Source organism: Lactonifactor sp. BIOML-A5 (assembly GCF_009677585.1).
In the GTDB taxonomy this organism is placed as follows: Bacteria; Bacillota; Clostridia; order Lachnospirales; family Lachnospiraceae; genus Lactonifactor.
Genome location: NZ_WKYV01000040.1, coordinates 1 through 26,145, shown reverse-complemented (window position 1 = coordinate 26,145; position 26,145 = coordinate 1). Strand labels below are relative to the sequence as shown.

The 26,145-nt window shown below is 45.0% G+C and carries 22 protein-coding genes, 2 tRNA genes, 1 other RNA gene, 1 pseudogene and 1 other annotated feature; of the genes and pseudogenes, 24 read left to right on the top strand and 2 right to left on the bottom strand.

Annotation, left to right across the window (positions count from 1 at the left end; genetic code table 11):
• Window positions 1–8: 8 nt before the first annotated feature.
• The 15 genes and pseudogenes from GKG41_RS21335 (at window position 9) to ilvC (ending at window position 15,237) form a co-directional block, all read left to right on the top strand.
• Window positions 9–572 (top strand): NADPH-dependent FMN reductase, encoded by a 564-nt coding sequence (locus GKG41_RS21335; protein WP_154262011.1) that lies wholly within the window; start codon window positions 9–11, stop codon window positions 570–572.
• A 95-nt stretch (window positions 573–667) separates the two neighbouring features.
• A pseudogene (locus tag GKG41_RS21330) lies at window positions 668–892 on the top strand (6-carboxytetrahydropterin synthase); the annotation flags it as partial.
• Between the two features lie 318 nt (window positions 893–1,210).
• Window positions 1,211–2,257, top strand: a complete 1,047-nt coding sequence (locus GKG41_RS21325; protein ID WP_154262008.1) for an ATPase, T2SS/T4P/T4SS family — start codon at window positions 1,211–1,213, stop codon at window positions 2,255–2,257.
• A 107-nt stretch (window positions 2,258–2,364) separates the two neighbouring features.
• Entirely contained in the window at window positions 2,365–3,747 is a 1,383-nt protein-coding gene (locus GKG41_RS21320; protein ID WP_154262004.1) for a hypothetical protein, read from the top strand.
• Window positions 3,748–3,756: 9 nt separating this feature from the next.
• Window positions 3,757–3,906, top strand: coding sequence for a hypothetical protein (locus tag GKG41_RS21315; RefSeq protein WP_154262001.1), 150 nt, complete (start codon window positions 3,757–3,759; stop codon window positions 3,904–3,906).
• A 6-nt stretch (window positions 3,907–3,912) separates the two neighbouring features.
• Window positions 3,913–5,007, top strand: a complete 1,095-nt coding sequence (locus GKG41_RS21310; protein ID WP_154261998.1) for a hypothetical protein — start codon at window positions 3,913–3,915, stop codon at window positions 5,005–5,007.
• 137 nt (window positions 5,008–5,144) lie between these two features.
• The gene (locus GKG41_RS21305; protein ID WP_154261994.1) at window positions 5,145–5,480 is read left to right on the top strand and encodes a hypothetical protein; all 336 of its coding nucleotides are present in this window, start codon (window positions 5,145–5,147) and stop codon (window positions 5,478–5,480) included.
• A gap of 9 nt (window positions 5,481–5,489) precedes the next feature.
• The gene (locus GKG41_RS23805) at window positions 5,490–5,621 is read left to right on the top strand and encodes a hypothetical protein (protein ID WP_279233651.1); all 132 of its coding nucleotides are present in this window, start codon (window positions 5,490–5,492) and stop codon (window positions 5,619–5,621) included.
• 3 nt (window positions 5,622–5,624) lie between these two features.
• Window positions 5,625–5,867 (top strand): hypothetical protein, encoded by a 243-nt coding sequence (locus GKG41_RS21300; protein WP_154261992.1) that lies wholly within the window; start codon window positions 5,625–5,627, stop codon window positions 5,865–5,867.
• Between the two features lie 23 nt (window positions 5,868–5,890).
• Entirely contained in the window at window positions 5,891–9,595 is a 3,705-nt protein-coding gene (locus tag GKG41_RS21295) for a hypothetical protein (protein WP_154261989.1), read from the top strand.
• Between the two features lie 267 nt (window positions 9,596–9,862).
• Window positions 9,863–11,746, top strand: coding sequence for an anaerobic carbon-monoxide dehydrogenase catalytic subunit (gene cooS / locus GKG41_RS21290; RefSeq protein ID WP_154262047.1), 1,884 nt, complete (start codon window positions 9,863–9,865; stop codon window positions 11,744–11,746).
• 15 nt (window positions 11,747–11,761) lie between these two features.
• The gene (locus GKG41_RS21285) at window positions 11,762–12,208 is read left to right on the top strand and encodes a 4Fe-4S dicluster domain-containing protein (protein WP_154261985.1); all 447 of its coding nucleotides are present in this window, start codon (window positions 11,762–11,764) and stop codon (window positions 12,206–12,208) included.
• Between the two features lie 3 nt (window positions 12,209–12,211).
• Entirely contained in the window at window positions 12,212–13,438 is a 1,227-nt protein-coding gene (locus tag GKG41_RS21280; protein ID WP_154261983.1) for an FAD-dependent oxidoreductase, read from the top strand.
• Window positions 13,439–13,631: 193 nt separating this feature from the next.
• Complete coding sequence (gene ilvN, locus GKG41_RS21275; RefSeq protein ID WP_072851005.1) at window positions 13,632–14,129, top strand: acetolactate synthase small subunit; 498 nt, start codon at window positions 13,632–13,634, stop codon at window positions 14,127–14,129.
• A gap of 94 nt (window positions 14,130–14,223) precedes the next feature.
• Window positions 14,224–15,237, top strand: coding sequence for a ketol-acid reductoisomerase (ilvC, locus tag GKG41_RS21270; protein WP_154261981.1), 1,014 nt, complete (start codon window positions 14,224–14,226; stop codon window positions 15,235–15,237).
• 38 nt (window positions 15,238–15,275) lie between these two features.
• Here ilvC and GKG41_RS21265 read toward each other — a convergent pair whose 3' ends face one another.
• Window positions 15,276–16,178, bottom strand: a complete 903-nt coding sequence (locus tag GKG41_RS21265; protein WP_154261978.1) for a LysR family transcriptional regulator — start codon at window positions 16,176–16,178, stop codon at window positions 15,276–15,278.
• Between the two features lie 185 nt (window positions 16,179–16,363).
• On the opposite strand from GKG41_RS21265, the gene leuC reads away from it, so the two are divergent.
• Window positions 16,364–17,632: a 3-isopropylmalate dehydratase large subunit gene (gene leuC / locus GKG41_RS21260; RefSeq protein WP_154261976.1), complete on the top strand. Its 1,269-nt coding sequence runs from the start codon at window positions 16,364–16,366 to the stop codon at window positions 17,630–17,632.
• Between the two features lie 12 nt (window positions 17,633–17,644).
• On the top strand, window positions 17,645–18,127 hold the full coding sequence (gene leuD / locus GKG41_RS21255) for a 3-isopropylmalate dehydratase small subunit (protein ID WP_154261973.1): 483 nt from the start codon (window positions 17,645–17,647) through the stop codon (window positions 18,125–18,127).
• 93 nt (window positions 18,128–18,220) lie between these two features.
• Here the strand turns inward: leuD and GKG41_RS21250 are convergent, their stop codons facing one another.
• A complete protein-coding gene (locus GKG41_RS21250; protein WP_154261971.1) occupies window positions 18,221–18,481 on the bottom strand; it encodes a hypothetical protein in 261 nt (86 codons plus the stop codon).
• A 140-nt stretch (window positions 18,482–18,621) separates the two neighbouring features.
• Between GKG41_RS21250 and GKG41_RS21245 the strand changes: the two genes are divergently transcribed.
• From GKG41_RS21245 to ssrS, 7 genes are all read left to right on the top strand, one after another.
• Window positions 18,622–18,695, top strand: a tRNA-Met gene (locus GKG41_RS21245).
• Window positions 18,696–18,757: 62 nt separating this feature from the next.
• Window positions 18,758–18,831 (top strand) — tRNA-Pro (locus GKG41_RS21240).
• Between the two features lie 79 nt (window positions 18,832–18,910).
• Window positions 18,911–19,175, top strand: a binding site (T-box leader).
• Window positions 19,176–19,248: 73 nt separating this feature from the next.
• On the top strand, window positions 19,249–20,907 hold the full coding sequence (locus GKG41_RS21235; RefSeq protein ID WP_154261969.1) for a 2-isopropylmalate synthase: 1,659 nt from the start codon (window positions 19,249–19,251) through the stop codon (window positions 20,905–20,907).
• A gap of 196 nt (window positions 20,908–21,103) precedes the next feature.
• Complete coding sequence (locus GKG41_RS21230; RefSeq protein ID WP_154261962.1) at window positions 21,104–21,949, top strand: cell wall hydrolase; 846 nt, start codon at window positions 21,104–21,106, stop codon at window positions 21,947–21,949.
• A 172-nt stretch (window positions 21,950–22,121) separates the two neighbouring features.
• A complete protein-coding gene (thrC, locus tag GKG41_RS21225; protein WP_154261959.1) occupies window positions 22,122–23,609 on the top strand; it encodes a threonine synthase in 1,488 nt (495 codons plus the stop codon).
• A gap of 365 nt (window positions 23,610–23,974) precedes the next feature.
• Complete coding sequence (locus GKG41_RS21220; RefSeq protein ID WP_154261948.1) at window positions 23,975–25,666, top strand: phosphoenolpyruvate carboxykinase (ATP); 1,692 nt, start codon at window positions 23,975–23,977, stop codon at window positions 25,664–25,666.
• Between the two features lie 153 nt (window positions 25,667–25,819).
• A non-coding RNA gene (gene ssrS / locus GKG41_RS21215) (6S RNA) lies at window positions 25,820–26,002 on the top strand.
• Window positions 26,003–26,145 lie beyond the last annotated feature (143 nt).

The following is a 26,145-nucleotide window of genomic DNA, read 5'->3' as shown; positions in this document are numbered from 1 at the left end:
ACATCATATTGAAAAAAATAAAGATAGTAGCCATTGTTGGTTCTATGCGAAAAGAATCATATAACCGACAATTGGCATTAGCAGCAAAAGCACTCATTGGGGATCGGGCTGATTTTGAACTGCTTGAATATCAGGACGTACCATTAATGAATCAGGACATTGAATACCCCGCACCTGAAGCTGTAAAACGCGTTCGTGATGCAGTGAAGTCCGCAGATGGGATATGGTTTTTCACGCCGGAATATAATCACTTTTTCCCGGGCGTTTTGAAGAACCTCATCGACTGGCTATCCCGCCCGATCAGCGATCAAGAGCCGCAGGTTCTTGCAGGAAAACCTACCGCCATAAGCGGGATTTCTCCTGCAATGACCGGGACAAGCATGGCCCAGGACCATCTTGTTACACTCATCAGTTTTTTGAACATGGATGTTATGAACGTACCTCGTCTCACTATTCCTAACGCTATGCAACAACTTGACAGCGATGGCAAGCTGACACTTAAAGCAAGCTATCCATACTTTGAAAAACAAGCGAATGCTTTTCTGAGCTTTATAACTAAGCGAATTCAATAACACAAAAAAAGCGATCACAGGCAATTCGGCAAGCTTAACTATAGGCGCATACGGGAGCAAAACCACCCGTAAATATAAATATGAGGAGAATAATTATGAGAAGTTTTACTACATTAGACCTGCAGTATGCACACAGGTTCTATGGGTTCAAGGGCGAAGCTCAGTATTTGCATGGGCATACGGGAGTACTGACGATTGAAGTTGAAGATACTGTCAACACGGGAGTCAATATGGTATTCCCATGTAATGAAATTCAGAAAACCGCTTGGGATGTTTTACAAAACTTTGACCATGCGCTGGTTTTGAGGGAAGACGATCCATTGTCTTTAATCCAGAGGAATGGATTGAAGGCGATTGACTCTAAAGAAACTCATCAACAAATTGTTGACATTATGGAAGGTGGCTATGAAGCCTTTAAACGTCGTAATGTGATTTACTCAACATGGGAAAAAAACTAAAATTTTCGGACAGACATGGAGTGCTCTGATACGACAGCTCTTTCATCCTACGTGCTCGTTAACGATACCCTGCTCGTTAACGAAAGCTCGCCGACAGAAGAAAATGGTGCATTGTATCAAAGTAGTGCAGGAAACACAGTCCTTTTTAAAAATGCAAGATAAAAGGTCGGAGGTGAGATCTTGAATGTATGGACGTTTCAGCCGGAGAATTTCGGAGAACTTTTGCCCTATGTGAGAGATGACCTGGTGACAGACATCAATTTCAATGGGATAGATGTCTGGATCGATCATCTGTACAGAGGAAGATACCGGGCAGACATAAAACTTTCCGAAGATTTTGTCAGTCAGTTTGCCACAAGAATCAGCAACGTAGTCAGCAAAAGCTTTAACAAATTTAATAATTTGCTGGAGGCGGAGACAGAAACTCTGCGTGTCAGTATTATCCACGAGAGTGTGGCCTGCACAGGAACTTCTATCTCTATCCGAAAGACATCTCCGGCCAGACGTCTGACCGAAGACAGCATGCTGAAGGATGGCTATTGTGTACCAGAGATGCTTGTATTTCTGGAAAATTGTATTCGGGCGCATATGAATCTAATCATGACAGGACTTCCTGGTTCCGGGAAAACGGAATTATTAAAGTTTTTGACAAAGTATATTCCTGAAAATGAGAGAGTCATTACCATAGAAGACAATCTGGAAATCCATTATCGTTCCATTAATCCACAGAAGGACTGCGTGGAATTAAAAGTAAACGAAGAGTTTTTTGACTATACAAAAGCCATCAAAAGCTGCCTGCGGCAGAATCCCAAGTGGATTATGCTGTCTGAAGCCAGAAGCACAGAAGTGAAATATCTGCTGGAGGCTATGAGCACAGGGACCCATTGCCTCACAACCCTGCACACAGATGATGTAAATAAGGTACCGGACCGGATTCAAAATATGATGAAGGATACCGTATCTCCTCAAAGGATTGAAAATGATGTTTTTTCCTTTGTAGACGCAGGTATTCTCATAAGAAAGGGAGCTGATTTGGGAGAGGGAATCCGCAGGTATATGGATCAGATCTGTTTTTACAGCAGGGAGAATGGAAAAAATAAGATAGTTATGATGGCAGAGGGGGGAAGTATTATAAACAGGTCGCTTCCGCCGGACATTAAAAGGAAGTTTTCCTTTGCGGGCATTGATGACCCTTTTCTTTCAAAAGAGAGGATGAATGAATTATAAATAAAAAGAATCTAAGATTTTGGCATTTTTTAAACCCCAGCCATCTGGCTGCAGAGGTCTCCAGATATGGGTATACATTTTCTTTGCAAAATAATTGGAAAAAATATTTGCTGTCTTTCGCCGGTATTGTCCTGCTGGGTGTTTGGTATGGGCTGAAGATTGGTTATATTGCTGCTGTCACCCTCTACGCTTTGCTGCTGTCACCCTTTATTATATTGAACTCCTGTAAAAATGCCTGTGAAGAGAAAGACTTTGAGGATACTGCAAATTATCTGGAGCAGATGCTGTATTCATTTAAAAGGATTCCGAAAATACTAACCTCACTGGAAGATGCTGCTTTGGTGTTTCCGGAAGGGAAAATGCATAAAGTCATCCAGTCTGCGGTACACAAAATACAAAATGAGACAGAGGAAGGAAATCTTTATCATGCAGCCTTTCAGGATATAGAGGATTCATATTCCTGCAGGAGGCTGATACAAACCCATGAATTTCTCGTGAAGGCAGAGGAGATAGGGGGAGATTTTTCCAATGCCCTCCATATACTTTTACTGGATCGGCAGCTGTGGGTGGAGCGTGTATATGAGCTGGCCCAGCAGCGCAGAAATATAAGACGGAACATTTTCATCTCTCTCCTTCTTTCTGCCGGAATCTGCAAAATATCTATGATCATGCTCCCAAAGGAGTTTATGGCATTGGATCACCCTCTTTCCCAGAGCATGACAGCTGCCTACATGATATCGGGAATTACTATATGGTTCTGGGGGCAAAAAAAGCTTCAGGCAGCCTGGCTGAAGGAGGATGCTGCACAGGAGGCGGAGATTCGCAAAGAGTATGAGTATCTGAAAACCAATGACAGAAAGGGAGCATCACGTTATGTGCCCGTTAAACTTCTGCTTTTGACACTCCTCGCGGCTCTTGCTGTGTGGCTGAAATCACGGACTGGGCTGCTGCTGCTTGGAACCATATCCGTACTGCTGTGGTGTTGGCCGGGAATCAGGCATCGTTTGGCAAAAAAACGAATCATAAAAGAGGTGGATAAGTCGTTTCCGATCTGGCTGATGGATCTCTCGCTCCTGATGCAGACAGAAAATGTTCATAATGCGCTGGAAAAATCCCTTGGGAAAGCTCCCTTTGTATTGAGAGAAGAACTGTCCAGGATGCTCGTTTCTATTGAAAAAAATCCAAACAGTATCGAACCCTTCCTGGATTTTATGCCATGGCTTGATTTGCCTGACGTGCAGTCGGCTTTGAGATTGATTTACTCTATGTGGGCAGCGGGAGACAGGGAAGATATGGAAAAGCAGATATCGGTTCTGGTAGAGAGGAACCATCATCTGATGGACAAGGCGGAGCGTCTTTCCAATGAAGATTCTCTTGCAGGCGTGGGGATGCTGGTACTTATCCCTATGGTTACAGGCTCAATAAAAATGATAACAGACATGGGGCTCCTTTTGGTGGGCCTGATGAATATTACTAAGGGAATGATTTAGGAGGTGCATATGAAAGAAATATTGGAAGAATATGGAGGAACAATAGCCGGATGTCTTGTCGCAATCGTACTTTTGACAGCCGGCAGATGGTGCATGGAACCGGAGGGCCCATTAGGAGTTCTGACTGCTGTGTTCGGAAGACTTACACTGGGAGGCTGAAATGATATGAGACAGTTGTTTGGGGAACACGGAAGAATGGCTGCGGCCGCAGTGATTGCAGGACTTTTTGCTGTTATTCTGCTGTATCCGGAAGGAATTCTCAAGCTGTTGGGAGGTTTTTCGGTGACTTCAGGTGTGACGGACACCAGCGAGACACGAGAGATCCTGCAGAAGCTCAGTAAAAAAGGAAGTCCGAAGCTTGCGGTGGAAAATAAGGTGCTGGAAATTGGGGATTCTATATTACTGCAGGATATGGTTACAGAGGCAAGTCATGGTACAAGCCCTGATTTGCAGGAACAGGTGAGGTATTACCTGGAAGACGGTACAGAAGTCAATGGCAGTTATGAGATTTCGGGGGATAAACCAGGAGTAATCAGAATTCGTTTTGTCCTTATAGGAGAAGACTACATGGAGACCTGGAAATCCGGATACATACAGGTACAAAGCCGCAAAGCGGACCCTCAGATCACGGCTCTTATAGAAGAATGGGAGATGGGAGAGGAGGGGGAAGATGTGAGGGCACGGCTCTATAAAAAAGAGGATGAGACTCTTTTTCTGTCTTTGGAGGGAAAGGGGAGAGTGAAGTCTTTGAATCAGGATACGGTTCCCTGGAAAGAGATGAGAGAAACCATTGAGGCCTGCAGGATTGAGAAGGGAATCGAGATAAAGCGTATGGACGGGTGGTTTTACCAGTGCAGAAGTCTGAAAGAAATCCCCTGGATGCCTGAGACTGCTGAAAGCTTCCGGTATACGTTTAAAGGATGCGGGCAGCTCAGGGCGGCCGGGATCCCTGGCGGGGCCAAAGACATTGAGGGCATGTATGAAGACTGCGGGAATCTGGAACTGACAGGTCCCATCCCTTCCGGTGTCAGGAACTGCAGAAACACGTTTAAAAACTGCGGGAAGCTAAAGGGCAGTGTTGAGCTATTGGGGTGTCCTGCGCAGTACGAGGGATGTTTCCTGCAGGCTGCAACCAATGTGGGGGATTTCTGCCTGCAGCTTGTGGCGGATCGGGAGGATAAGGCAGCAGCAGCTGAAGCCATGTACAAAGAAGCAGTAAATGATAACAGCAGCTGCCGTATCTTTGTGAGAAAAATATAAGGAAAGTTGGTGGAACTACGAGAGAAATTATCGAAGAATATTGTCAGTCGGCAGCTATCGCAATTTTAGGCGGATGCCTTGTAGCTGTATTTTTGTGGATAGCGGAGAGCTTATCCTATTAAACACAGGAGGGAGATATGAAAGGACTTCCAGGATATTTTATAGGAATCATACTTTTGCTTCTCTTATCCCTTATGGGCACTTCGCTGGTCACCGGCAGCATTGCAGCTGAGAATGCCAGAAATTTTCATGCTTCCGCAGTCAGCCAGATCGAGAACAGTAATTATAATCCGGAGGTAATAAGCAGCCTGTACAGAGAAGCCGACAGACTGGGTTATGAGCTGGAACCGGTTGAGGTAAGGGAAATTATTCCTAACCGCAGGATGTGCGAGGTGGTTGTAAAATATACGTATTCAGTGGGGATTCTCCACAGCAAATCAGAGGTACATGAGATCAGAGGATATGCCAGATAAGGAGAAAGTATGAAAACAGCTGTTATATCATTTTTATCACTGTTCCTTCTTGTTTTAACCGGCGCTGCAGTGCTTACAGTCCATGGAAGGAGTATTCGAAAAAGTGAGATGGAAGAAAGTGCGGCCATTGCTATCGAATAGTCCATGGAAATATTATATGCGGATCAAACCTATGAGATTAGGAATGAGACAGAGCTGGTGGCTGATTTCCTGCTTAATCTCTGCTGCCAGATAGAAAGCTTTGGAGATATAGAGGTGTCCGTTATGAATGTAGATTATGAGAAAGGAATGCTTGAACTTTTACTGAAAGAAAAATACAGGCATTTTACAGGAAAGGAGGGGGTGATTACCTGCAGAAGAGCGGTTATCTTAGAAAAAAGAGGCTGAGAAAGGAAGGAAAGGGTATCAGGATGCTTAGTCTTGTTCTGGCAGGCGTTTTCTTGACAGCGGCATCTCCGGTCAGCGCACAAAGGCAGGAAACCACAGAAAGGATGGAGGCTGAGAGTGAGAGCAATAAAGAAGACGAGGCAGAGGAAAGCATAGTGAAAGAGAAAACATTTATTCAGACAGCCGATTATCTGGAGAAAAATATAAGATCCTTTCATTTGCTGCCGGAAGGAGACAAAAGAACCGCCTTTTTGTCACGGTCCGGAGCTGAGAGATACTTCTTTTTAAGGGCTTATACGTTTTACTTTGCAATCTGTGCCGAAAGAGAAAATATTCTCAGACTTTCAGAGGAAGGCTTAGAGGAAAATAGCACCCGGCAGGGAGCAGGAGAAGAACTGCAGGAAAAGCTTTATACCTGCCTGTATGTGGCACAGATGTATCATGAAAGCATCCAGACTGAGGAGGCGGAAACAGAATTTGCTGAGGCTGAGGCAGCCCTGGCAGAAATGACAGAGGCTTATCAGTCGGGGGAAGAGATGTATTCCCAGCTGAAATCCCTGACAGATACCTACATGTGCTGGAGGACATATTTTGCTGAAGAGCCGGAGGAGGAAGGAATGTCTGCCCTGGAGCGTGAGGTTCTGATTCCTTTGACAAAGGTTTTGATTCGGCTTCCGGACGAGGCAAAAAAAAGACGGATCCTGGCAGGATTTACTTCTTTTATGAAGGGGGAGACAAAACTGCCCTGGAAGCAAGAAGAGCAGCCGCCCGGGGATATAGCTCCCAGGGAAGAAGCAGACAAAGAAGAAGCAGACAAAGAAGAAGCGCCCAAGGAAGAGTTGAAAACAGAATTCCAGAAGGCGAAAAAGCTCCTGGCATCGGCACGTGCATCCTACAAGATAGGATGGAACAGTGACAGTACCGGATGGTGGTATGCCTACAGTACTACAGCGTACTACAAAAACTGCTGGCAGTATCTGGCTTACAATGGTGTGTATGACTGGTATTACTTCAAAGACAATGGGTATATTGCCACAAACACATGGGTGGACAGCAATAACTATGTGAATGGAAGCGGTTACTGTACTACGGCAGGAATAGGAAGCTTTAAGACTCTGCAGCAGGCAGCAGGATCAGGCCACTGTACAACTGTCCGGCTGACGGTATCAAGTATTGCAAATGAAGCGGAACTTAGAATCGGTAAGACTATGACGGTAACGACCGCCCCCAATAGCTCAGGATGTACCATATATGGCACTGGCTTAAAGCGATGGGTCATTACCGGAAATGTATCCCTGGAAGGCAGCCTGGTATTTGATGGACAAAAAGATAAGGTGGCGGACGATGTTACCAGCAACCTTTTTGTAAAAACGGGAGGTACACTGTGCGTAAAGGGAAGCGGTGTCTGCATTCAGAATTCTATCGGCCATGGAATCTATGGGGAGGTCCGGAGTCTGATTATTGTAGAGTCGGGCAGTCTGAGAGGGAATTATCATGATGGGGTAGGAAGCTATGGAACCGTTCAGGTGTCGGGAGGGAAGTTTTATGAAAACGATACCGGATTATACATAGCCGGAACCTATGAGGGGAAAAGAACAGGAGCCAGGGGCATTCTGACAGGAGGAGAATTCTACAGAAATCAATATGGGGTTGCGTCTTCCGAATATGCCGAATTCAGCGTTACGAATGTCTCAATACATGAGAATTACAGATATGGCTTCTTGCTGTATCCCAACGGATATGCGAAGCTGGAGGGGACACCGGAGATATACGGCAATCATTGCGGAATATATAATTTTGGAGAATTGCTGTTTTGTTCAGGCAATGTCCGCAGCAACAAAAACACGGGGATTTTGAACGAAGGAAAGTATACCATGAAGAATGGCACCGTATCCTCCAACCGTGGAAGTGATGGAGGTGGAATCACAAATAAGAAAGAATTCCTCATGGAAAGCGGATGCATAAAAGATAATACGGCCTCCAGAGGCGGAGGCATCTTTAACCAGGGTGCCTTTACCATGACAGGAGGAGAAGTCACAGGAAACCAGGCGTCACAGGGAGGAGGAATCTGCAGTACATCCTCCGCCTCCCGAACTGCTGTTTCTGGAGGTGCTCTACAACATAATTCCGGGACAAAGGACGGCGGCGGAATCTGTATCCTGAATGGTGCCGCCTGTGAGCTGTCCAAAAGCACGTTGGAGAATAATTCCGCAGTAAGAGGAGGGTCTGTTTATCTGGACGGAACGCTGAAGGCATATGGGAATCCCAGGGTAAAAGAGGAAGTTTTTCTGGCTCCCTCACGATTTATTACAGTGACAGGAAGCATAGAGCGCTTTGTATGTCAGATGGCGTCAGAAGATACCTTTCAAGGCAGGGTGCTGGCCCACTATACCCTTATGCCGGGAGACAGCGAATTAGACAAATACTCTCTTGAGCAAAAAACGCAGGATACTGTGTCCGGGAAACTCCTTGTCTTGGAAAGCGGAAGCCTGGAACTGACACCCTATGCCTATAGTGTATACCTGAATTCCTCTGGCTGCAGAATACGTTATGATGCAAACGGAGGAACCGGGGTGATGAGTTCTGAGGTTGTCTCTGTAAACAAAAAATACAGGATTCGGGACAATGAGTTTGAGAGAGAACAGGCTGCTTTTGTGGGCTGGTCACTTGTGAGAACCAATAGCGAGACCGGAAAACTATTGTATCCTATGGAGGAAGTTTTTCCTGAAAGGCTGTTATCCATGTATCCATTTACTGAGGCAGAAGGAATCAGAGAGATTACTCTCTATGCAATATGGGATTATGCTCCCTCTCTGGAAGTATGCGGAAATGAGTTTTATGAAGGGGAAGAGGTGAGGGCGTCTCAGCTTAAGAAGGGGATACTGCGGGGGATGGATACTGAGGATGGGGACATTACAGATAAAATCGAGATCACACAAATCTCCTATGGCAGAACCAAAAGTGGATATCAGGGAGAAAATCAAGAGTTTGTGCAGGGACTCCCGGACAGCTATATTCTTGATACTTATCAGGACCGGGGAATGGAGAAGGGGGAGAGGATTACAGATTTTCTGCTGTGCAAAGCCGAAGATTCAGCTGGAAATGTATCATTCTGTGAAATGCCGGTTTCTGTGGTTTACAATGAGCCTCCCGTAATTACAGTTCCAAAACGGGTGATTTTAACAACTGATGAAGCCGGAGAAGGCAGAGTATCAGAGGAGGTGCTGCTAAATTATGTGTCAGTAAAAGACAAAGAGGATGATATGGCAAAAGCTGCCGGTGTTCTTGACAGGGACGGGCAGGTTGTGGATATACGCAGATACCTTATGCTGACAGAAATAAAGGATACTGACGGTGAGACGGTATCCCTGGAACAGGGGCTCCTGCCTGGAGAATACACAGGAGAAGTGACAGCTACCGACAGATTCGGGAAGACCTGCGTTGCTGAGCTGCATATAGCGGTCGCAGACACAAAGCAAGAGCCTGGAGAGGAAGCAGATGTTCGATTTATTTCTTTGGAATATCTGGATACACTGGCAGAAGATTCTCACTGGAGCAGAAGCGAACTGGAAGAGAGACTGAAGAAGGAAGAACCTGAGTATACGTTTTCTCTTACTTATCAGGAGATACAGGAAATCAAGAAAATAGCCGGCGATTACGGCAAGGATAAGGAGGGATCAGAAAAGGCCATCCGTGAAGTGATGAAGAAATGGAAGGTATTCAGATAATAGGAGCGCGCTTCTGTCTTCCCGTCTGGTATGCACGGCGATTCTGAGTAAATACGTGCAGGGAAAATAGTATAGGACAGCCTGGTACAGTCAGCCAGGCTGACTGTACGTATGTCTCATGGAAAATTCTTCAAAAAAAGTGTGAAATAATCTTGACTAAAAAGGTTAAGATTGATATAATATTATCAATCCAGTAATTCTCAGGAATTGCTGTTTTTTCGGAAATAAAATTGATAAAAATAATCAAGTATTCAGGAGGAAAAAATGATGAATCAATGTTTTGGATGTAACACATGTGCGAGTGCAGATAAGCCTTTGGAAGGGTACATAAAAAATCTTTCAGTGGAGACGTCTCACCACAGAGTGGAAGGGCAGAGCACTAAGTGTGGGTTTGGACTCCAGGGGGTCTGTTGCCGCCTTTGCTCTAATGGTCCCTGCCGCATCACACCAAAGGCACCCAGAGGAATCTGCGGCGCCACTGCGGACACCATTGTTGCCAGAAACTTTCTGAGGGCAGTGGCAGCAGGTTCCGGATGTTATATTCATGTAGTAGAAAATACAGCCCTGAATGTAAAGAAGACAGCCCTGGCAAAAGGGGAAATCAAAGGGGAAAAAGCGCTGGAGCGTCTTTCCCAACTCTTCGGCCTGAAAGGAAAAGACAAATATGAGACAGCCTTAAAGGTAGCGGACGCTGTACTTGCGGATCTCTACAAACCTGAATATGAAAAAATGGAGCTGGTAAAGAAGATGGCCTATGCTCCCCGCTATGAAAAATGGGAAGAGCTTGGGATCCTTCCCGGAGGCGCCAAGGGAGAAGTCTTCCACGGAGTGGTAAAATGTTCTACTAACCTGAATTCTGACCCGGTAGATATGCTTACTGACTGTCTGAAACTAGGTATTTCTACTGGAATCTATGGTCTGACGCTGACAAATCTTTTGAATGATGTGCTCCTGGGAGAGCCTGAACTTCGTATGGCCCCGGTTGGACTGCGCGTAATCGATCCGGATTATATTAACATTATGATAACCGGGCATCAGCATACAATTTTTGTAGATCTGCAGGAGCGCCTGACTTCCCCGGAGGCGGTGGCAAAAGCGAAGGCGGCAGGAGCCAAAGGATTTAAACTGGTTGGATGTACCTGTGTTGGTCAGGACCTTCAGCTTCGGGGGGCTCATTACCAGGAAGTCTTCGACGGCCATGCAGGAAATAACTATACCAGTGAAGCAGTGCTTGCTACCGGCGGAATTGATGCCGTACTCTCTGAGTTTAATTGTACATTGCCGGGTATAGAGCCTATCTGTGACAAAATGATGATTAAACAGATTTGCCTTGACAGTGTAGCAAAGAAGGCAAATGCAGAGATGAAACCCTTTATTTTTGAAGAGAGAGAACAGCAGAGCGAAGAAATCATCGATGAAATCGTTGCCGCATATAAGGAGAGACGAGGCAAAGTAGAAATGAATCTGTTCCCTGAGCACGGAAATGATAAAACGCTTACAGGAGTAAGTGAAGTATCCTTAAAAGAGTTCTTGGGCGGGAACTGGAAACCTCTTATTGACTTGATTGTATCCGGAGACATCAAAGGCATTGTGGGAGTAGTAGGATGTTCCAACCTTACCGCGGGGGGCCATGATGTATTGACCGTGGAGCTCACAAAGGAGTTAATTTCCAGAGATATTCTCGTCCTTACCGCAGGATGTTCTTCAGGAGGTATTGAAAACTGCGGACTTATGGAACCGGAGGCAGCCAAACTGGCAGGTCCGAAGCTGCGTGCTGTCTGTGAAAAGCTGGGAATCCCTCCGGTGCTGAATTTTGGGCCATGTCTGGCGATCGGAAGACTGGAGATTGTTGCAACAGAACTGGCTGAGGCCATCGGTATTGATATTCCCCAGCTTCCACTTGCCCTCTCCGCAGCACAGTGGCTGGAGGAACAGGCCCTGGCAGACGGATGCTTTGGTCTGGCCCTTGGACTTCCTCTGCATCTGGGACTTCCGCCCTTTGTCACAGGAAGCCAGCTGGTAACCAAAGTGTTAACAGAGGATATGAAAAATCTTACCGGCGGTCAGGTGATCATCAACGGCGACGGAAAAGAAAGTGCAGATATTCTGGAGAAAATCATTGAGGAGAAACGTGCCGGACTGCATATATAGAAAGGGGCTGAGGGTATGAGAAGAATAATAATTGACGCGGAAAAATGCGACGGCTGTAAGAACTGCTCTCTGGCCTGTATGCAGGCCCATAGAAAAGATACGGGTACTTTATATGATCTGAATCTCCTGGATCCGGATAACGAATCCAGAAACTTTATCTATAAAAACAGAACTGGAGGCTACACCCCCATATTCTGCCGCCACTGTGATCAGCCGGAATGTGTCATGTCCTGTATGAGCGGAGCTTTGACAAAGGATCCGGAATCCGGACATGTCTGCTATGATGAAAAGAAATGTGGTTCCTGCTTTATGTGTGTTATGAACTGCCCTTACGGAGTTCTGAAACCAGATGACAGGACGGGCATGCATATCATCAAATGCGATTTTTGCAAAGACGCGGGAGGGGAACCCAGCTGCGTGAAAGCTTGTCCCAAAGACGCTATATATGTAGAGGAGGTGTAAGGTATGAAATATGTAATTCTAGGTGCAGGAGCTGCAGGCATCACTGCAGCCAGGACCCTCCGAAAGGGGAGAAAGGAAGACTCCATACGTATTATCTCCACGGACGACAGGGTACATTCCCGCTGCATGCTTCACAAATATCTGAGTCATGAAAGGGATGAAAAGGAGCTGAACTTTGTCCCGGAAGACTTTTTTTGCGAAAACAACATAGAATGGATGCCGGGATGTACGGCAGTGGAGCTGGATACCTCGTCCCAAAAGTTGGTTCTGGATAATGGGCAGCAGATCTCTTATGACAAGCTTTTGATTGCGACAGGGGCGGAAAGCTTTATCCCTCCGGTAGGAAAACTCCGGGAGGCATCCAATGTGTTCGGCCTTCGCCATCTGAGGGATGCCAGGGCAATTGACAAAAAGGCAGAAGTCTCTTCAGAGATTGCCATCATCGGTTCCGGTCTGGTAGGCCTGGATGCGGCCTGCGGGCTGATGGAACAGGGAAAACAGGTAACGGTCATTGAGATGGCTGATCAAATCCTTCCCATTCAGCTGGATGAAAAGGGTGCCAAAGAGTACCAGAAGCGCTTTGAGAATGCAGGATGCCGCTTCTTTCTGGGCAGAAAAGCGCAGGATACCCTGTGCAATGAAAAAGGAGAAGTAACCCGGCTGCTTCTGGACAATGGGGAAGAAATTCCCTGTGATATGGTGATAGTGGCAGCCGGAGTGCGTCCGGGAACCGCCGGCATGGACGGGGAAGGAATTAGGATTGACAGGGGAATTCAGGTAAATGAGTATCTGCAGACTGATGTTCCGGATATATATGCAGCCGGAGATGTTACGGGGCTCTCCGGCATATGGCCCAATGCCATGAAGCAGGGCGAGACAGCAGCCCTTAATATGATGGGATCTGCGGTGGCTTACACAGATACCTTTGCCATTAAAAATACGATCAACTTCTTTGGTCTGGCCTCTCTGTGTGTAGGAGTCATAAAGCCGGAGGAAAATGATGTCGTGATTGCCAGAGAGGATGCCCGCAATTATAAGCGGATAATCCTTCGGAATGGAAAAGTGGCAGGGGTTCTCCTCCAGGGGGATATCGCACATGCCGGTATCTGGCAGTATCTGATAAAGAATCAGATACCGGTTGCTTCTATTAAAAAGGATATTTTTGAGCTGAACTTCAGTGATTTTTATGGAATACAGGAAAATGGAGAATTCGTCTGGAAGGTTAGCTGAGTTCTCAGAAAGGCAGCTTTTTACAGGTGCGGAAAATTCTGTTGCAGGAATTTCCGCACCTGAATGTTTATTCCTATAGGTTATAACTTTCATACGAATTAGTTATAACTCGACAAATCCATTGACAAAAAATTGAATAATTGATAGAATTAACTGCAATATAGAAGTTATTAATACAGGGAGAAGGTAGGGTATGAAGAAAAGAGTATTATCCATTTTGGTAGAAAATACCGCCGGTGTACTGAGCCGTGTTGCAGGGCTTTTCAGCAGACGGGGATACAACATCGACAGCCTGACCGTAGGCGTGACAGCGGATCCCAGGTATTCCAGAATGACAGTGGTCTGCAGAGGCGATGAGCTGATTTTAGAGCAGATTACCAAGCAGCTGGAAAAGCTTGAGGATGTGAGAGATATTAAAGTATTAAAGGATAATGAAAGCGTTAACAGGGAACTGATTCTTGTTAAAGTTCGTACCAGTCCGGAGCAGAGGCAGAATGTAATCGCTGTGGCCAATATTTTCAGGGCTAATATTGTTGATATCGGAAAAGAGTCACTGATAGTGGAACTGACAGGTACACAGACAAAGCTGGAGGCGTTCCTGAACCTTCTGGATGGATATGAGATTCTGGAGCTTGCGCGGACCGGAATCACTGGTTTGTCAAGAGGGGCGGAAGATGTCCGATACTTATAATACATAGTTTCGCTCTGTAAAAACAGTTAGCTAGAGGATTTCACATTCCCTAACAAATATATTAAAAAGTAAACATAGTAGGAGGAAAAGTAATATGGCAGCAAAAATTTATTATCAGGAAGATTGTAATCTTTCCTTATTGGAAGGCAAAACAATTGCCGTTATCGGATACGGCAGCCAGGGACATGCTCATGCGCTCAATGCCAAGGAATCCGGTTGCAATGTTATCATCGGCCTTTACGAAGGAAGCAGATCCTGGGCAAAAGCAGAAGCACAAGGGTTTGAAGTATATACTGCAGCAGAAGCTGCAAAGAAAGCTGATATCATCATGGTCCTCATCAATGATGAGAAGCAGGCAGCTATGTACAAAGAGTCTATTGAACCAAATCTGGAAGAGGGCAACATGCTGATGTTTGCGCATGGATTTGCCATCCATTTCGGACAGATTCGTCCTCCAAAGAATGTAGATGTTACTATGATTGCTCCAAAAGGACCTGGTCACACGGTTCGGAGTCAGTACCAGGAGGGCAAAGGCGTTCCCTGCCTGATCGCTGTACATCAGGATTATACAGGCAAGGCCCATGACAAAGCACTGGCATATGCGCTGGCTATCGGCGGTGCAAGAGCAGGTGTTCTTCAGACTACCTTCCGTGAGGAGACAGAGACTGACCTCTTTGGAGAGCAGGCTGTACTCTGCGGCGGTGTAACTGCCCTGATGAAGGCTGGATTTGAAACCTTAGTGGAAGCCGGATATGAACCGGAAAGTGCATACTTTGAGTGTATCCATGAGATGAAGCTTATCGTGGATCTGATCTTCGAGAGCGGATTCAAGGGAATGCGGTACTCTATCTCCAATACAGCAGAATACGGCGATTACATCACAGGACCTAAGATTGTTACAGATGAGACAAAGAAAGCGATGAAGCAGATCTTAAAGGATATCCAGGATGGTGTGTTCGCACGCAACTGGTTAGTGGAAAACCAGGTTGGCTGCCCAAGCTTCAACGCCATGAGAAGAAAAGAAGGAAATCACCAGTTAGAAAATGTTGGAGAAGAGCTCCGCAAATTATACAGCTGGAATGATGGCAATAAATTAATTGATAACTAAAACAGACAATAAAAAACCGGTTCCTGGGAACCGGTTTTTTATTGGGGCTTCTGGGCGGTGTAGAAGGCTACAAAGTCTTTCACAGCGTTGGAGTGCTGCTGATTTTCCAGATAGGCAAAACCTATTTCTCTTTTATGAATGGGAAAGGGCAGTGGAATCTGCACAAAGGTTCCGTTCTCCAGCTCTTTTGAGACAAACTGCTTGATGACACATGCAACCCCCAGACCGATCTTGGCAAATTCGATCAGAAGATCCATGGTTGAAATTTCCAGGAGATTATTTGTCTCAATATGGTGAAGGGACAGATAGTCGTCAATATACTGGCGGGTCATATTTTCTTTATCCAGCAGCATCAGCGTGGCCGAGCGGAAGATATCCATTTCATTGCTTCTGGTTCTGAGGGAAAGGTTATCCAGATAAGTTTTCGTTGCAACAAAAATATCTTCGATCTCTCCAAGGGAATCAAAGCAGATGTGATGCAGACTGTCCGGCCGTCCGATCAGGCCGATATCAATTTTGTTTTCTTTCAGCAGCTGAAGGGTATGGTTGGTGGACTGGCAGTCAATGGTGATTTTTACATGGGGATGAGCTTTGATAAAGGCCTTCAGATAGGGGAGGAGCATATATTTGCACAGAGTGGTGCTTACGCCGATATGAAGATGGCCGATGCCCAGCTCATTGACCTTTTTCAGCTGCGCCTCTCCTAACTGCAGAGAGTCGAAGGCCCGCTCCACATATTCGTAGAGAATCTCCCCCTCCTCAGTCAGCTGGACACCTCTGGAATTCCTGGAAAACAAGGTGACACCAAGGCTCTGCTCCAGTTTTCGGATGGATTTGCTGATTGCGGGCTGGCTGATGAAAAGCTCTGCGGCGGCTTTAGAAATGTTTCTGGAATTGGCTACAGTATAAAAGACTTTGTATAACGAAAGATTTTGATCCATACTTCCTCCCTGTAATATAATTGCTGCTGTTTCTGTCATATCAGCAGTAACATATAATCAATAGTTATAGTAAATATGCATTATATGTATTTCTATTATACCAGGAAGTGTGTTAGAATTACAACTAAAGAAATGCAAGAATAGAAATGCAAGAAAAGAAATGGAACATAAAGGAGGATTTACGAATGGGTATGACAATGACACAGAAGATTCTGGCTGCACATGCCGGACTTGATTCTGTAGAAGCCGGACAATTAATAGAGGCAGATTTAGACTTAGTATTGGGCAATGACATAACATCCCCTGTGGCGATTCACGAAATGGATAAGATAAAAGGGGATACTGTATTTGACAAAGATAAAATTGCCCTGGTAATGGATCATTTTATTCCGAATAAGGACATTAAATCAGCAGAACACTGCAAATGTGTAAGAGAGTTTGCCTGTAAGCATGATATTACCAATTACTTTGATGTGGGAGACATGGGGATTGAGCATGCTCTGCTTCCGGAAAAAGGCCTTACAGTGGCAGGAGATGTGATTATCGGAGCTGACTCCCATACCTGTACATACGGTGCGCTGGGGGCATTCTCCACCGGTGTGGGAAGCACAGATATGGCGGCCGGTATGGCAACCGGTAAAGCATGGTTTAAAGTTCCTTCCGCTATTAAATTCCGCATAATTGGCAAGCCATCTAAATGGGTGAGCGGGAAAGACGTTATTCTTCATATTATTGGTATGATAGGGGTAGACGGTGCGCTCTACAAATCCATGGAATTTACCGGGGAGGGAATTGAAAATCTCTCTATGGATGACCGTTTTACCATTGCCAACATGGCAATTGAGGCCGGCGGCAAGAATGGTATCTTCCCTGTAGATGCCTTAGCAGAAGCCTACATGAAGGAACACTCCAACAGGCCGTATACGGTATACGAGGCGGATGAAGATGCAGTGTATGATGAGGAATATACCATTGACCTCAGTTCCTTAAAGCCAACGGTAGCCTTCCCCCACCTGCCGGAAAATACAAAGACTACGGATGAGATTGCAGAAGATGTGGTGATTGATCAGGTAGTGATTGGCTCCTGCACCAATGGACGTATTGAGGACCTTCGCTGTGCAGCGGAGATTCTGAAAGACAAAAAGGTGAAAAAAGGCGTGCGCTGTATCGTAATCCCGGCCACACAGGCCATTTATCTGCAGGCCATCGAGGAAGGGCTGGTACAGACCTTTATAAAAGCCGGTGCTGTGGTAAGCACTCCTACCTGCGGTCCCTGCCTGGGAGGATATATGGGGATTCTGGCAGCCAATGAGCGCTGTGTGTCCACCACCAACAGAAACTTTGTGGGCCGTATGGGGCATGTGGATTCTGAGGTGTACCTGGCAAGCCCTGCAGTGGCAGCGGCAAGCGCTGTGACAGGAAAGATATCAGATCCTGCTGAATTAGGATTATAGGAGGAGATAAAGATGAAAGCAAACGGAACAGTTTTTAAATACGGTGACAATGTAGACACAGATGTAATCATTCCCGCCAGATATCTGAATTCTTCTGACCCTGCAGAACTGGCTACACACTGTATGGAGGATATTGACCAGGAGTTTGTGAACAAAGTCAATAAGGGTGATATTATTGTGGCAAATAAAAACTTTGGATGCGGTTCTTCCAGGGAACATGCGCCCATCGCCATAAAAGCAGCAGGCGTAAGCTGCGTGATCGCCGAAACCTTTGCCCGCATTTTTTACAGAAATTCCATTAATATCGGACTGCCTATTATTGAATGCCCTGAGGCAGCTAAAGCAATAGAAAACGGCGATGAGGTTGAGGTAGATTTCGACAGTGGAATGATTTATGATAAGACAAAGGGGACGGAATATAAAGGGCAGGCGTTTCCGCCTTTTATGCAGAAGATTATAAAGGCAGAGGGGCTGATTAATTATATTAATCAATAATGATTAAGGCGGCTCTCTGCGTTATGGGCCGGTTGCTTCGGGCGGGAAACAGGAATCCCTCCCGAAGCGCTGTCCGCATACGCAGAGAAAGTTTTACTTACTAAATGGTGCGTATGACTTACAAGTAAATTCCTTTTCCTTCCCGTTCCTTTTATCTTCCACCTGAATTTGGCAGTTTATAGCACTGGCTATGCGTACAGCTTGCTGAAATGTCAGGCTGGAATCGGAAAGCAGACGCAGGAGGACCTGGGGTTCTATACCCATCCGGGCTGCTGCATTCTCAGGGGACAGACCCTGAAGCTTCATAGTATAATTGAAGAAATTCAGCAATTCTTCAGCAGATGGATTTATCATAGTACATTCTCCTTTTTGCTTTTTATTATAGTAGAAAAATAAGAAGAGGAAAAGATAAAAAAATTTAGAAAAACTATTGACAAAATAAGGCAAATAATGATAATATATGGAAGTTCGCTCTGGTAGTCCAGAAGCGGTGTGGCGAGATAGCTCAGTTGGCTAGAGCATGCGGTTCATACCCGCAGTGTCGGGGGTTCAAATCCCTTTCTCGCTATTGACAAGCACAACAAAATAGTGTATAGTAGTCAGGGTCAGATAAGAGACACTGACACATATCGGGGTATGGCGTAGCTTGGTAGCGCGCACGGCTGGGGGCCGTGAGGTCGCAGGTTCAAATCCTGTTGCCCCGATTTTTTTGTACCCATTTTTAGAAAAAAGATTGACAATGGATGGGAGAAATGTTATCTTATATTCTATAGATTGATATAAGAAAAAGCGATGAAGAGGAATAGTAAGTTTATTTTCGATGACAGAGAGCTGCTGGCAGGTGGAAAGCAGCAGAGAGAATGATCTGAACTCGCCTCCGAGCGGCTGCCCGAAATTCTAAGGAAAAGTAGACGCAGACGGAGCCCGACCGTTATTCAGGGAGAGATATAAGGTCATTGCAGTGACCCGTATCTTGCAGAGCGTATGAAGATACTTCATAAAATAGAGTGGTACCGCGTAGGACAGTTAGCAGTCTTTCGTCTCTATCAGGCAATGAATGCCGGGATAGAACGGAGGGCTTTTTCTTTTATCAAAAAATAAAAATCAGGGAGGATATTACTATGACAAATTGCAGCAAGTATACCAGACAATATTTTATGCCGCCGGTGAAATGTATGAAGTGGGCAGAGAAGGAGTACATTGACAAGGCACCTGTTTGGTGCAGTGTGGATCTTAGAGACGGAAATCAGGCGCTTGTGATTCCCATGAGCCTGGAACAGAAAATAGATTTTTTTAAACTGCTTGTTAGAATTGGGTTTAAAGAGATTGAGGTTGGATTCCCGGCAGCTTCAGAGACGGAATACCAGTTTTTGAGAGCATTGATTGAGCAGGATTTAATACCTGATGATGTTACTATTCAGGTTTTGACACAGGCAAGGGAACATATTATCAAAAAAACCTTTGAGGCTTTAAAAGGGGCCAAAAAAGCCGTTGTACACGTATATAATTCTACTTCCGTAGCGCAGAGGGAGCAGGTATTTAAAAAATCAAAAGAAGAGATCCTGAAAATTGCAGTGGACGGCGCAGCTCTCCTGAAGGAACTGGCAGAGGAGACAGAGGGAAATTTCCTGTTTGAATACAGTCCTGAGAGCTTTACCGGAACAGAGCCCGAATATGCCCTGGAAGTGTGCAATGCGGTTCTTGACATCTGGCAGCCAACCCCGGATAAAAAGGCGATAATAAATCTTCCTGTTACGGTACAGCACTCTATGCCCCATGTGTACGCCAGCCAGATTGAGTACCTGAGTGAGAATATGAAATACAGGGAGAATGTAATCCTGTCCATACATCCTCACAATGACCGGGGCTGCGGCGTAGCGGATGCGGAGATGGGCGTTTTAGCCGGAGCGGACAGGGTGGAAGGGACATTATTCGGAAACGGTGAGAGAACCGGCAACGTGGATATTGTGACCCTGGCTCTGAATATGTATTCTCAGGGCGTGGATCCGGAGCTTGATTTCTCCAACATGGTTGAGATCTGTGAGCAGTACGAGGAATATACAGGAATGCATATTGACGAGCGCAGGCCCTACAGCGGCGCGCTGGTATTTGCGGCATTCTCCGGTTCCCACCAGGATGCGATTGCAAAGGGAATGAAATGGCTGGAGGAGAAAGATCCCAAACACTGGACCGTACCCTATCTTCCAATCGATCCCAAAGATTTGGGCAGAAATTACGATGCCGATGTTATCCGCATCAACAGCCAGTCCGGAAAGGGCGGCGTAGGCTATATTCTTGAGACAAAGTTTGGTTTGAATCTGCCCGCCAAGATGAGAGAGGCGATGGGATACGCGGCAAAAGCAGTGTCCGATCATACGCACAAGGAGCTTATGCCGGAGGAGATATTCGAATTATTCAAGAAAACTTTCGAGAACGTTGTAGAGCCGCTGAATATTCACGAAGTTCATTTCCAGCAGACAGACGGGGGGATTACAACCACAGTGACTTCAACCTTTGCTGGAAGCCAGAAGTCAGTGACAGAAGCGGCCGGAAACGGACGTCTCAATGCGGTAAGCAATGCGCTTAAGAAGGCGTATGGGCTGAAATACGATCTGGTAACGTATCAGGAACATGCCTTAGAGCAAAGCTCCAGCTCCAAAGCCATCGCCTATGTGGGAATCAGAAAACCAGACGGTTCTCTGGCCTGGGGAGCAGGGGTGGATCCGGATATTATCCGGGCTTCCATCGATGCCCTGGTAACAGCAATCAACAATCGGTAAATGTCTAAATTTGCTGAAAACTTTGTGAAATACCTCTAAAAATACCTGGAAATAATCTATTGAATTTTGTGCAATATGGCTGAAAAATTTCCTTAGATATTGACGAATACCAAGTTATTATTTTATAATTTTAAAACAATCACTTATTTTGGAACTTGTTGATATCTTACTGAGGAAGAGGTTAAGGAACCAGCTTATGGAACTAATCAGAAATCTGCTGTACGGTTTTCAGTTTCTGGCAGAAAAAATTACAAAAAAGAAGCGCAGGTCCTGTGCAGTCATATTGGTTGGCTCAGTAGCGGTTGCCGCAATTGCCTTTACGTCCAATGCACTAGGCAGCGGAGGAAAGAATGCAGTGTATGCGGCGGCTGAAAAGGATAATCCTTCCCAGGAGGAGAAAGAACCGGAGGAAGAGGAAGCTTTATCCGGACTGGGGGGAATTATCTCAGGAGTTCTGGTTACACAGAATACGAATAATACTGTCGGCCGAATAGGAACCTCCTATGAGGCGGTTCTGGTAGGTCAGCGGACGGCAACACAGACCAGGGAATCCAGGATTGAAGTGGGAGAAGAAGTGGCTACCAGTGTGGAATATCTGGGAGATCATTCCGTGGATGTGGTGGAAGACAGGATGCGTATGACGGATCATGACTATGAGACACTTCTGTCTATTGTGGAAGCGGAGGCAGGCGGTGAAGATATGAGAGGTCGTATCCTGGTTGCCAATGTAATCTTTAACCGCGTAAAGGATTCCAGATTTCCGGATACGGTGACAAAGGTTGTATGGGAAAAGGTTGCAGGAAAACCTCAGTTTTCCCCTACCTCTGACGGAAGAATACATACGGTTACAGTCTCTGATACTACGAGAGAGGCAGTAAACAGAGCTATAGACGGAGAAGATTATTCCAAAGGTGCTTTATTCTTTGTAGCAAAGGAACAGGCTGAAAAGAAAAATGTTGAATGGTTTGACAAGGATTTGAAGAAACTCTTTAAGTATGGAGTTCATGATTTTTATACTTATCCTGACGATGAGACAGAATAAGAGGGAAAGGGCGTACCTGAAGGCAGGCGTCCTTTCCTTTCCTACTTGTAAGGAAGAAATTCCTATGGTATACTTTAACATGCAATGAACACCTTATGCCCTGGGAATCATTCCGGTAGATATTTTCAGGGATGCGCAACAATAATGAATACATAGAAAAGGAATGGAAAACATGGAGATTTTATACAAAAGCACAAGGGGTAACAATGAGACAGTGCCGGCATCTGCCGCAATCTTAAAAGGACTTTCTGAGGACGGAGGACTGTTTGTCCCCACGCAGATACCTGCCCTTGACACGGATATCGAAACTTTATCAGGGATGACCTACCAGGAGGTAGCGTATACGGTTATGAGCAAATTCCTGACGGATTTCACAGAGGATGAACTGAAGGACTGTATTGCCCGGGCATACGATAAAAAGTTTGATACAGAAGTAATAGCACCTTTGGCGAAGTCCGACGGGGCATATTATCTGGAACTGTTCCATGGATCTACAATTGCTTTTAAAGATATGGCGCTCTCCATCTTACCATACCTTTTAACTACTTCAGCCAAAAAGAATCATGTAGAGAATGAGATTGTGATTCTTACGGCAACTTCAGGGGATACAGGAAAAGCGGCGATGGCCGGATTTGCTGATGTCCCGGGTACAAAAATAATAGTATTTTATCCCAAAGACGGAGTGAGCCCTATTCAGGAGAAGCAGATGGTTACCCAGAAAGGTAATAACACTTATGTTGTAAGTATCCACGGTAACTTCGACGATGCTCAGACAGGGGTTAAGAATATTTTTAATGACAAGAATATGACAGAAGAACTGGCCGCAGCAGGGTTCCAGTTTTCATCTGCCAACTCAATAAATATCGGACGCCTTGTGCCCCAGATTGTGTATTATGTTTATGCTTATGCGACATTGTACGGCAACGGTGAAATTGAAAAAGATGAGAAAATTAATGTGGTAGTGCCCACGGGTAATTTTGGAAATATTCTGGCTGCTTTTTATGCCAAGAATATGGGGCTTCCAATTGATAAACTGATCTGTGCTTCCAATGACAATAAGGTTTTGTTTGACTTTTTCCGCACAGGAACTTATGACAAGAACAGGGCGTTTATTCTGACATCCTCTCCTTCCATGGATATTCTTATCTCCAGTAATCTGGAACGCCTCATTTTCCGCCTAACCGGGAATGATGCAAAAAAGAATCAGGAGTTTATGGACAGCTTAAAAACGGAAGGGAAATATACCATAACCGGTGAGATGCTGGAAGAACTGAAAGATTTTTATGGGAATTATGCATCTGAGAAAGAGACAGCAGAGACAATTAAAAGAATCTATGAGGATACTGGTTATGTGATTGATACACATACAGCGGTAGCGGCAGCTGTCTATGAAAAATACAAAGAAGAGACAAAAGACGGGAAAAAGACGGTAATCGCTTCTACCGCCAGTCCGTACAAATTCACGAGAAGCGTAATGGAAGCCATTGATGAGAAGTATGCTTCCATGGGGGATTTTGAATTGGTGGATGAACTGTCAAAGATTTCCAATACACCGGTGCCCAATGCCATCGAAGAAATCCGTACCGCTCCGGTGCTCCACAATACTACAGTGGAAGTAGAAGAGATGCCAAAGATTGTTAAAAAAATTCTGGGAATATAAGAAAACAGGAGATGTCCGGGGGTAATGATCCGGACATCTCTTTGTGTTTACCGTTAAAATGCAGGACAGACACAAAAATAATTCATTTCACTCATTTACATCAATTGTCTGACGATTGGTTTGAAAAAATAGATACAGCCAGGGAAGTATGTAAATATTTACTTTAAAATAGCCGATTGGCCGTTTCAAACCCTGATAAGACATTCATATACGAGACGCCCGGATAAAGTGGACTAATTTAGGTAATATGCATATAAAAATAATTCATCTTGCGAAAATAATTCGAAATCGTTTGTTAAAGTATTGACACCGTAAGAGGAAAATGAGATAATAGGTTTGATTTTGGAGAAAAAGGAGGACATAACATGTCAACAAAAGCATACTATCCAATTAATGAAATTGGTGCTGGCAAGGCAGGATTCAGCAAAACACGTTCCATCATTGAAGCTGCATTTTACGGTAACAATGTGGTTAAAGTTAACACATTAAAAGAGGCATATGAGTTAGCCAAAAACTCTCCTGGAACAGTTGTTACAGATATGCCGGTTTATAGAGGCGAAGAATTTGGACTGGAACCAGATGCAAAGGTATTATTATTTAATGACGGTGCCATCACCGGACGTTATGCAGCAGCACGCCGTATTGCCGGAGAACCCGGAGTAGATTGTGCGGCTCTGGACAAAGTGGCTATGGATGCTATCTATGAAGCCCGCTGGAAAACTATGTACCATGCAGAAGTATATGTAGGTCTGGATCCTGAATTTATGGTTAAAGCTCACCTTCTGATTCCGGAAGGAGAAGAAAATGTTATGTATTCCTGGATGCTGAACTTCCAGTATATGTCAGATGAATACGTAAAAATGTATAAAAACTCCAAAGCTGTGGGAGACGGCAAAGAGGCAGATATCTTTATTTTCTCTGATCCCCAGTGGTCACCGGTAGATCATCCGGGTGTGAATTTTGACTGCTTAAGTGATCCGCAGACATTATGCTACTTCAATACCGATCAGAACTGTGCCTGCATCCTTGGTATGAGATATTTCGGTGAACATAAAAAAGGTACACTGACCATGGCATGGGCTATCGCCAACCGCAACGGATATGCAGCCTGCCACGGCGGACAGAAAGAGTACACACTGGCTGACGGTTCCAAATATGTAGCATCTGTATACGGGCTGTCAGGTTCCGGTAAATCCACTTTGACCCACGCAAAACATAACGGAAAATACGAAATTAAAGTACTTCACGACGATGCGTTTATTATTAACACAGATACCTGTGCATCCATCGCCCTGGAGCCTACTTACTTCGATAAAACACAGGATTATCCTGCTGGATGCCCTGACAATAAATTCCTGTTAACTGCACAGAACTGCTCTGCAACCTTAGATGATGAGGGCAAAGTACAGTTAGTAACAGAAGATATCAGAAACGGAAACGGACGTGCCATCAAATCTAAACTGTGGGCGCCAAACCGTGTGGATAAAATTGACGAGCCGGTTAACGCTATCTTCTGGATTATGAAAGACCCGACCATTCCTCCGGTAGTTAAGTTAAAAGGCGCTTCCCTGGCTTCTGTAATGGGTGCAACTCTTGCCACTAAACGTTCCACAGCAGAGCGTCTGGCACCAGGGGTAGATCCGAACAAGCTGGTAGTTGTTCCTTACGCTAACCCATTCAGAACCTATCCGTTAGCTGATGACTATTCTAAGTTCAAAAAGCTGGTGGAAGAGAAGAATGTAGACTGCTATATCATCAACACAGGTGATTTCATGGGCAAAAAGGTACAGCCAAAAGATACCTTAGGAATCCTGGAAGCAATTGTTGAGAAAAAAGCAGAATTCAAACAGTGGGGTCCGTTCTCAGACATCGAAATCTTTGAATGGGAAGGCTTTGTTCCGGACATGAAAGACACAGAATATGTGACACAGCTGAAAGCACGTATGAATGACCGTGTAAATGAAATCAAAGCATTCGCTGAAAAGAACGAAGGCTACAATAAACTTCCTGACGATGCGCTGGCAGCTATTCAGAAAGTAGTAGATGAATTAAACTAATGCGTACAGCAGAGCCTCCGGTGAATACCGGGGGCTTTCATAATGCCCTCAAGTAGAAAATTCTCAATATTCACAAAAATTGGTACATCAATTCAAGTATTAATATTGAAAAATGCGGGAGACTAGAGTATAATAAAATCAAAGAAAAGAAAGTAATTCCTGGGATGTTCGATGACTCCTGTCATTTTGAACCTACATTTACTTTAAACGGGATTCCTACATTGCTCCTCAGATGTCAGGCCGTCATTGCGCAGCGGAAGACAGAAGAGGTGTTGCGGAAACCCACCTAGCAGTAGCTAGGAGTCAGAAGATAGGGAACGGCATCCTGGGTTTACAAATGATAGCTGTTACAAAAGATAAAAAAGAGCCATTTTTAATGGCTCTTTCAGACTGTAGACAAACTGGTTTTGGGCTTTGTATCCCAGAGCCAGTTTTCTTTTATTAACCAAATTGCGTTCCAAATAAAGTTTGTGTAATGG

Bases quoted from the DNA above. Each gene is read 5' to 3' on its own strand.
- GKG41_RS21315 (WP_154262001.1), top strand. From the start codon at position 3,757: ATGAAAGAAATATTGGAAGAATATGGAGGAACAATAGCCGGATGTCTT.
- GKG41_RS21310 (WP_154261998.1), top strand. From the start codon at position 3,913: ATGAGACAGTTGTTTGGGGAACACGGAAGAATGGCTGCGGCCGCAGTG.
- GKG41_RS21305 (WP_154261994.1), top strand. From the start codon at position 5,145: ATGAAAGGACTTCCAGGATATTTTATAGGAATCATACTTTTGCTTCTC.
- GKG41_RS23805 (WP_279233651.1), top strand. From the start codon at position 5,490: ATGAAAACAGCTGTTATATCATTTTTATCACTGTTCCTTCTTGTTTTA.
- GKG41_RS21300 (WP_154261992.1), top strand. From the start codon at position 5,625: ATGGAAATATTATATGCGGATCAAACCTATGAGATTAGGAATGAGACA.
- GKG41_RS21295 (WP_154261989.1), top strand. From the start codon at position 5,891: ATGCTTAGTCTTGTTCTGGCAGGCGTTTTCTTGACAGCGGCATCTCCG.
- cooS (WP_154262047.1), top strand. From the start codon at position 9,863: ATGAATCAATGTTTTGGATGTAACACATGTGCGAGTGCAGATAAGCCT.
- GKG41_RS21285 (WP_154261985.1), top strand. From the start codon at position 11,762: ATGAGAAGAATAATAATTGACGCGGAAAAATGCGACGGCTGTAAGAAC.
- GKG41_RS21280 (WP_154261983.1), top strand. From the start codon at position 12,212: ATGAAATATGTAATTCTAGGTGCAGGAGCTGCAGGCATCACTGCAGCC.
- ilvN (WP_072851005.1), top strand. From the start codon at position 13,632: ATGAAGAAAAGAGTATTATCCATTTTGGTAGAAAATACCGCCGGTGTA.
- ilvC (WP_154261981.1), top strand. From the start codon at position 14,224: ATGGCAGCAAAAATTTATTATCAGGAAGATTGTAATCTTTCCTTATTG.
- GKG41_RS21265 (WP_154261978.1), bottom strand. From the start codon at position 16,178: ATGGATCAAAATCTTTCGTTATACAAAGTCTTTTATACTGTAGCCAAT.
- leuC (WP_154261976.1), top strand. From the start codon at position 16,364: ATGGGTATGACAATGACACAGAAGATTCTGGCTGCACATGCCGGACTT.
- leuD (WP_154261973.1), top strand. From the start codon at position 17,645: ATGAAAGCAAACGGAACAGTTTTTAAATACGGTGACAATGTAGACACA.
- GKG41_RS21250 (WP_154261971.1), bottom strand. From the start codon at position 18,481: ATGATAAATCCATCTGCTGAAGAATTGCTGAATTTCTTCAATTATACT.
- GKG41_RS21235 (WP_154261969.1), top strand. From the start codon at position 19,249: ATGACAAATTGCAGCAAGTATACCAGACAATATTTTATGCCGCCGGTG.
- GKG41_RS21230 (WP_154261962.1), top strand. From the start codon at position 21,104: ATGGAACTAATCAGAAATCTGCTGTACGGTTTTCAGTTTCTGGCAGAA.
- thrC (WP_154261959.1), top strand. From the start codon at position 22,122: ATGGAGATTTTATACAAAAGCACAAGGGGTAACAATGAGACAGTGCCG.
- GKG41_RS21220 (WP_154261948.1), top strand. From the start codon at position 23,975: ATGTCAACAAAAGCATACTATCCAATTAATGAAATTGGTGCTGGCAAG.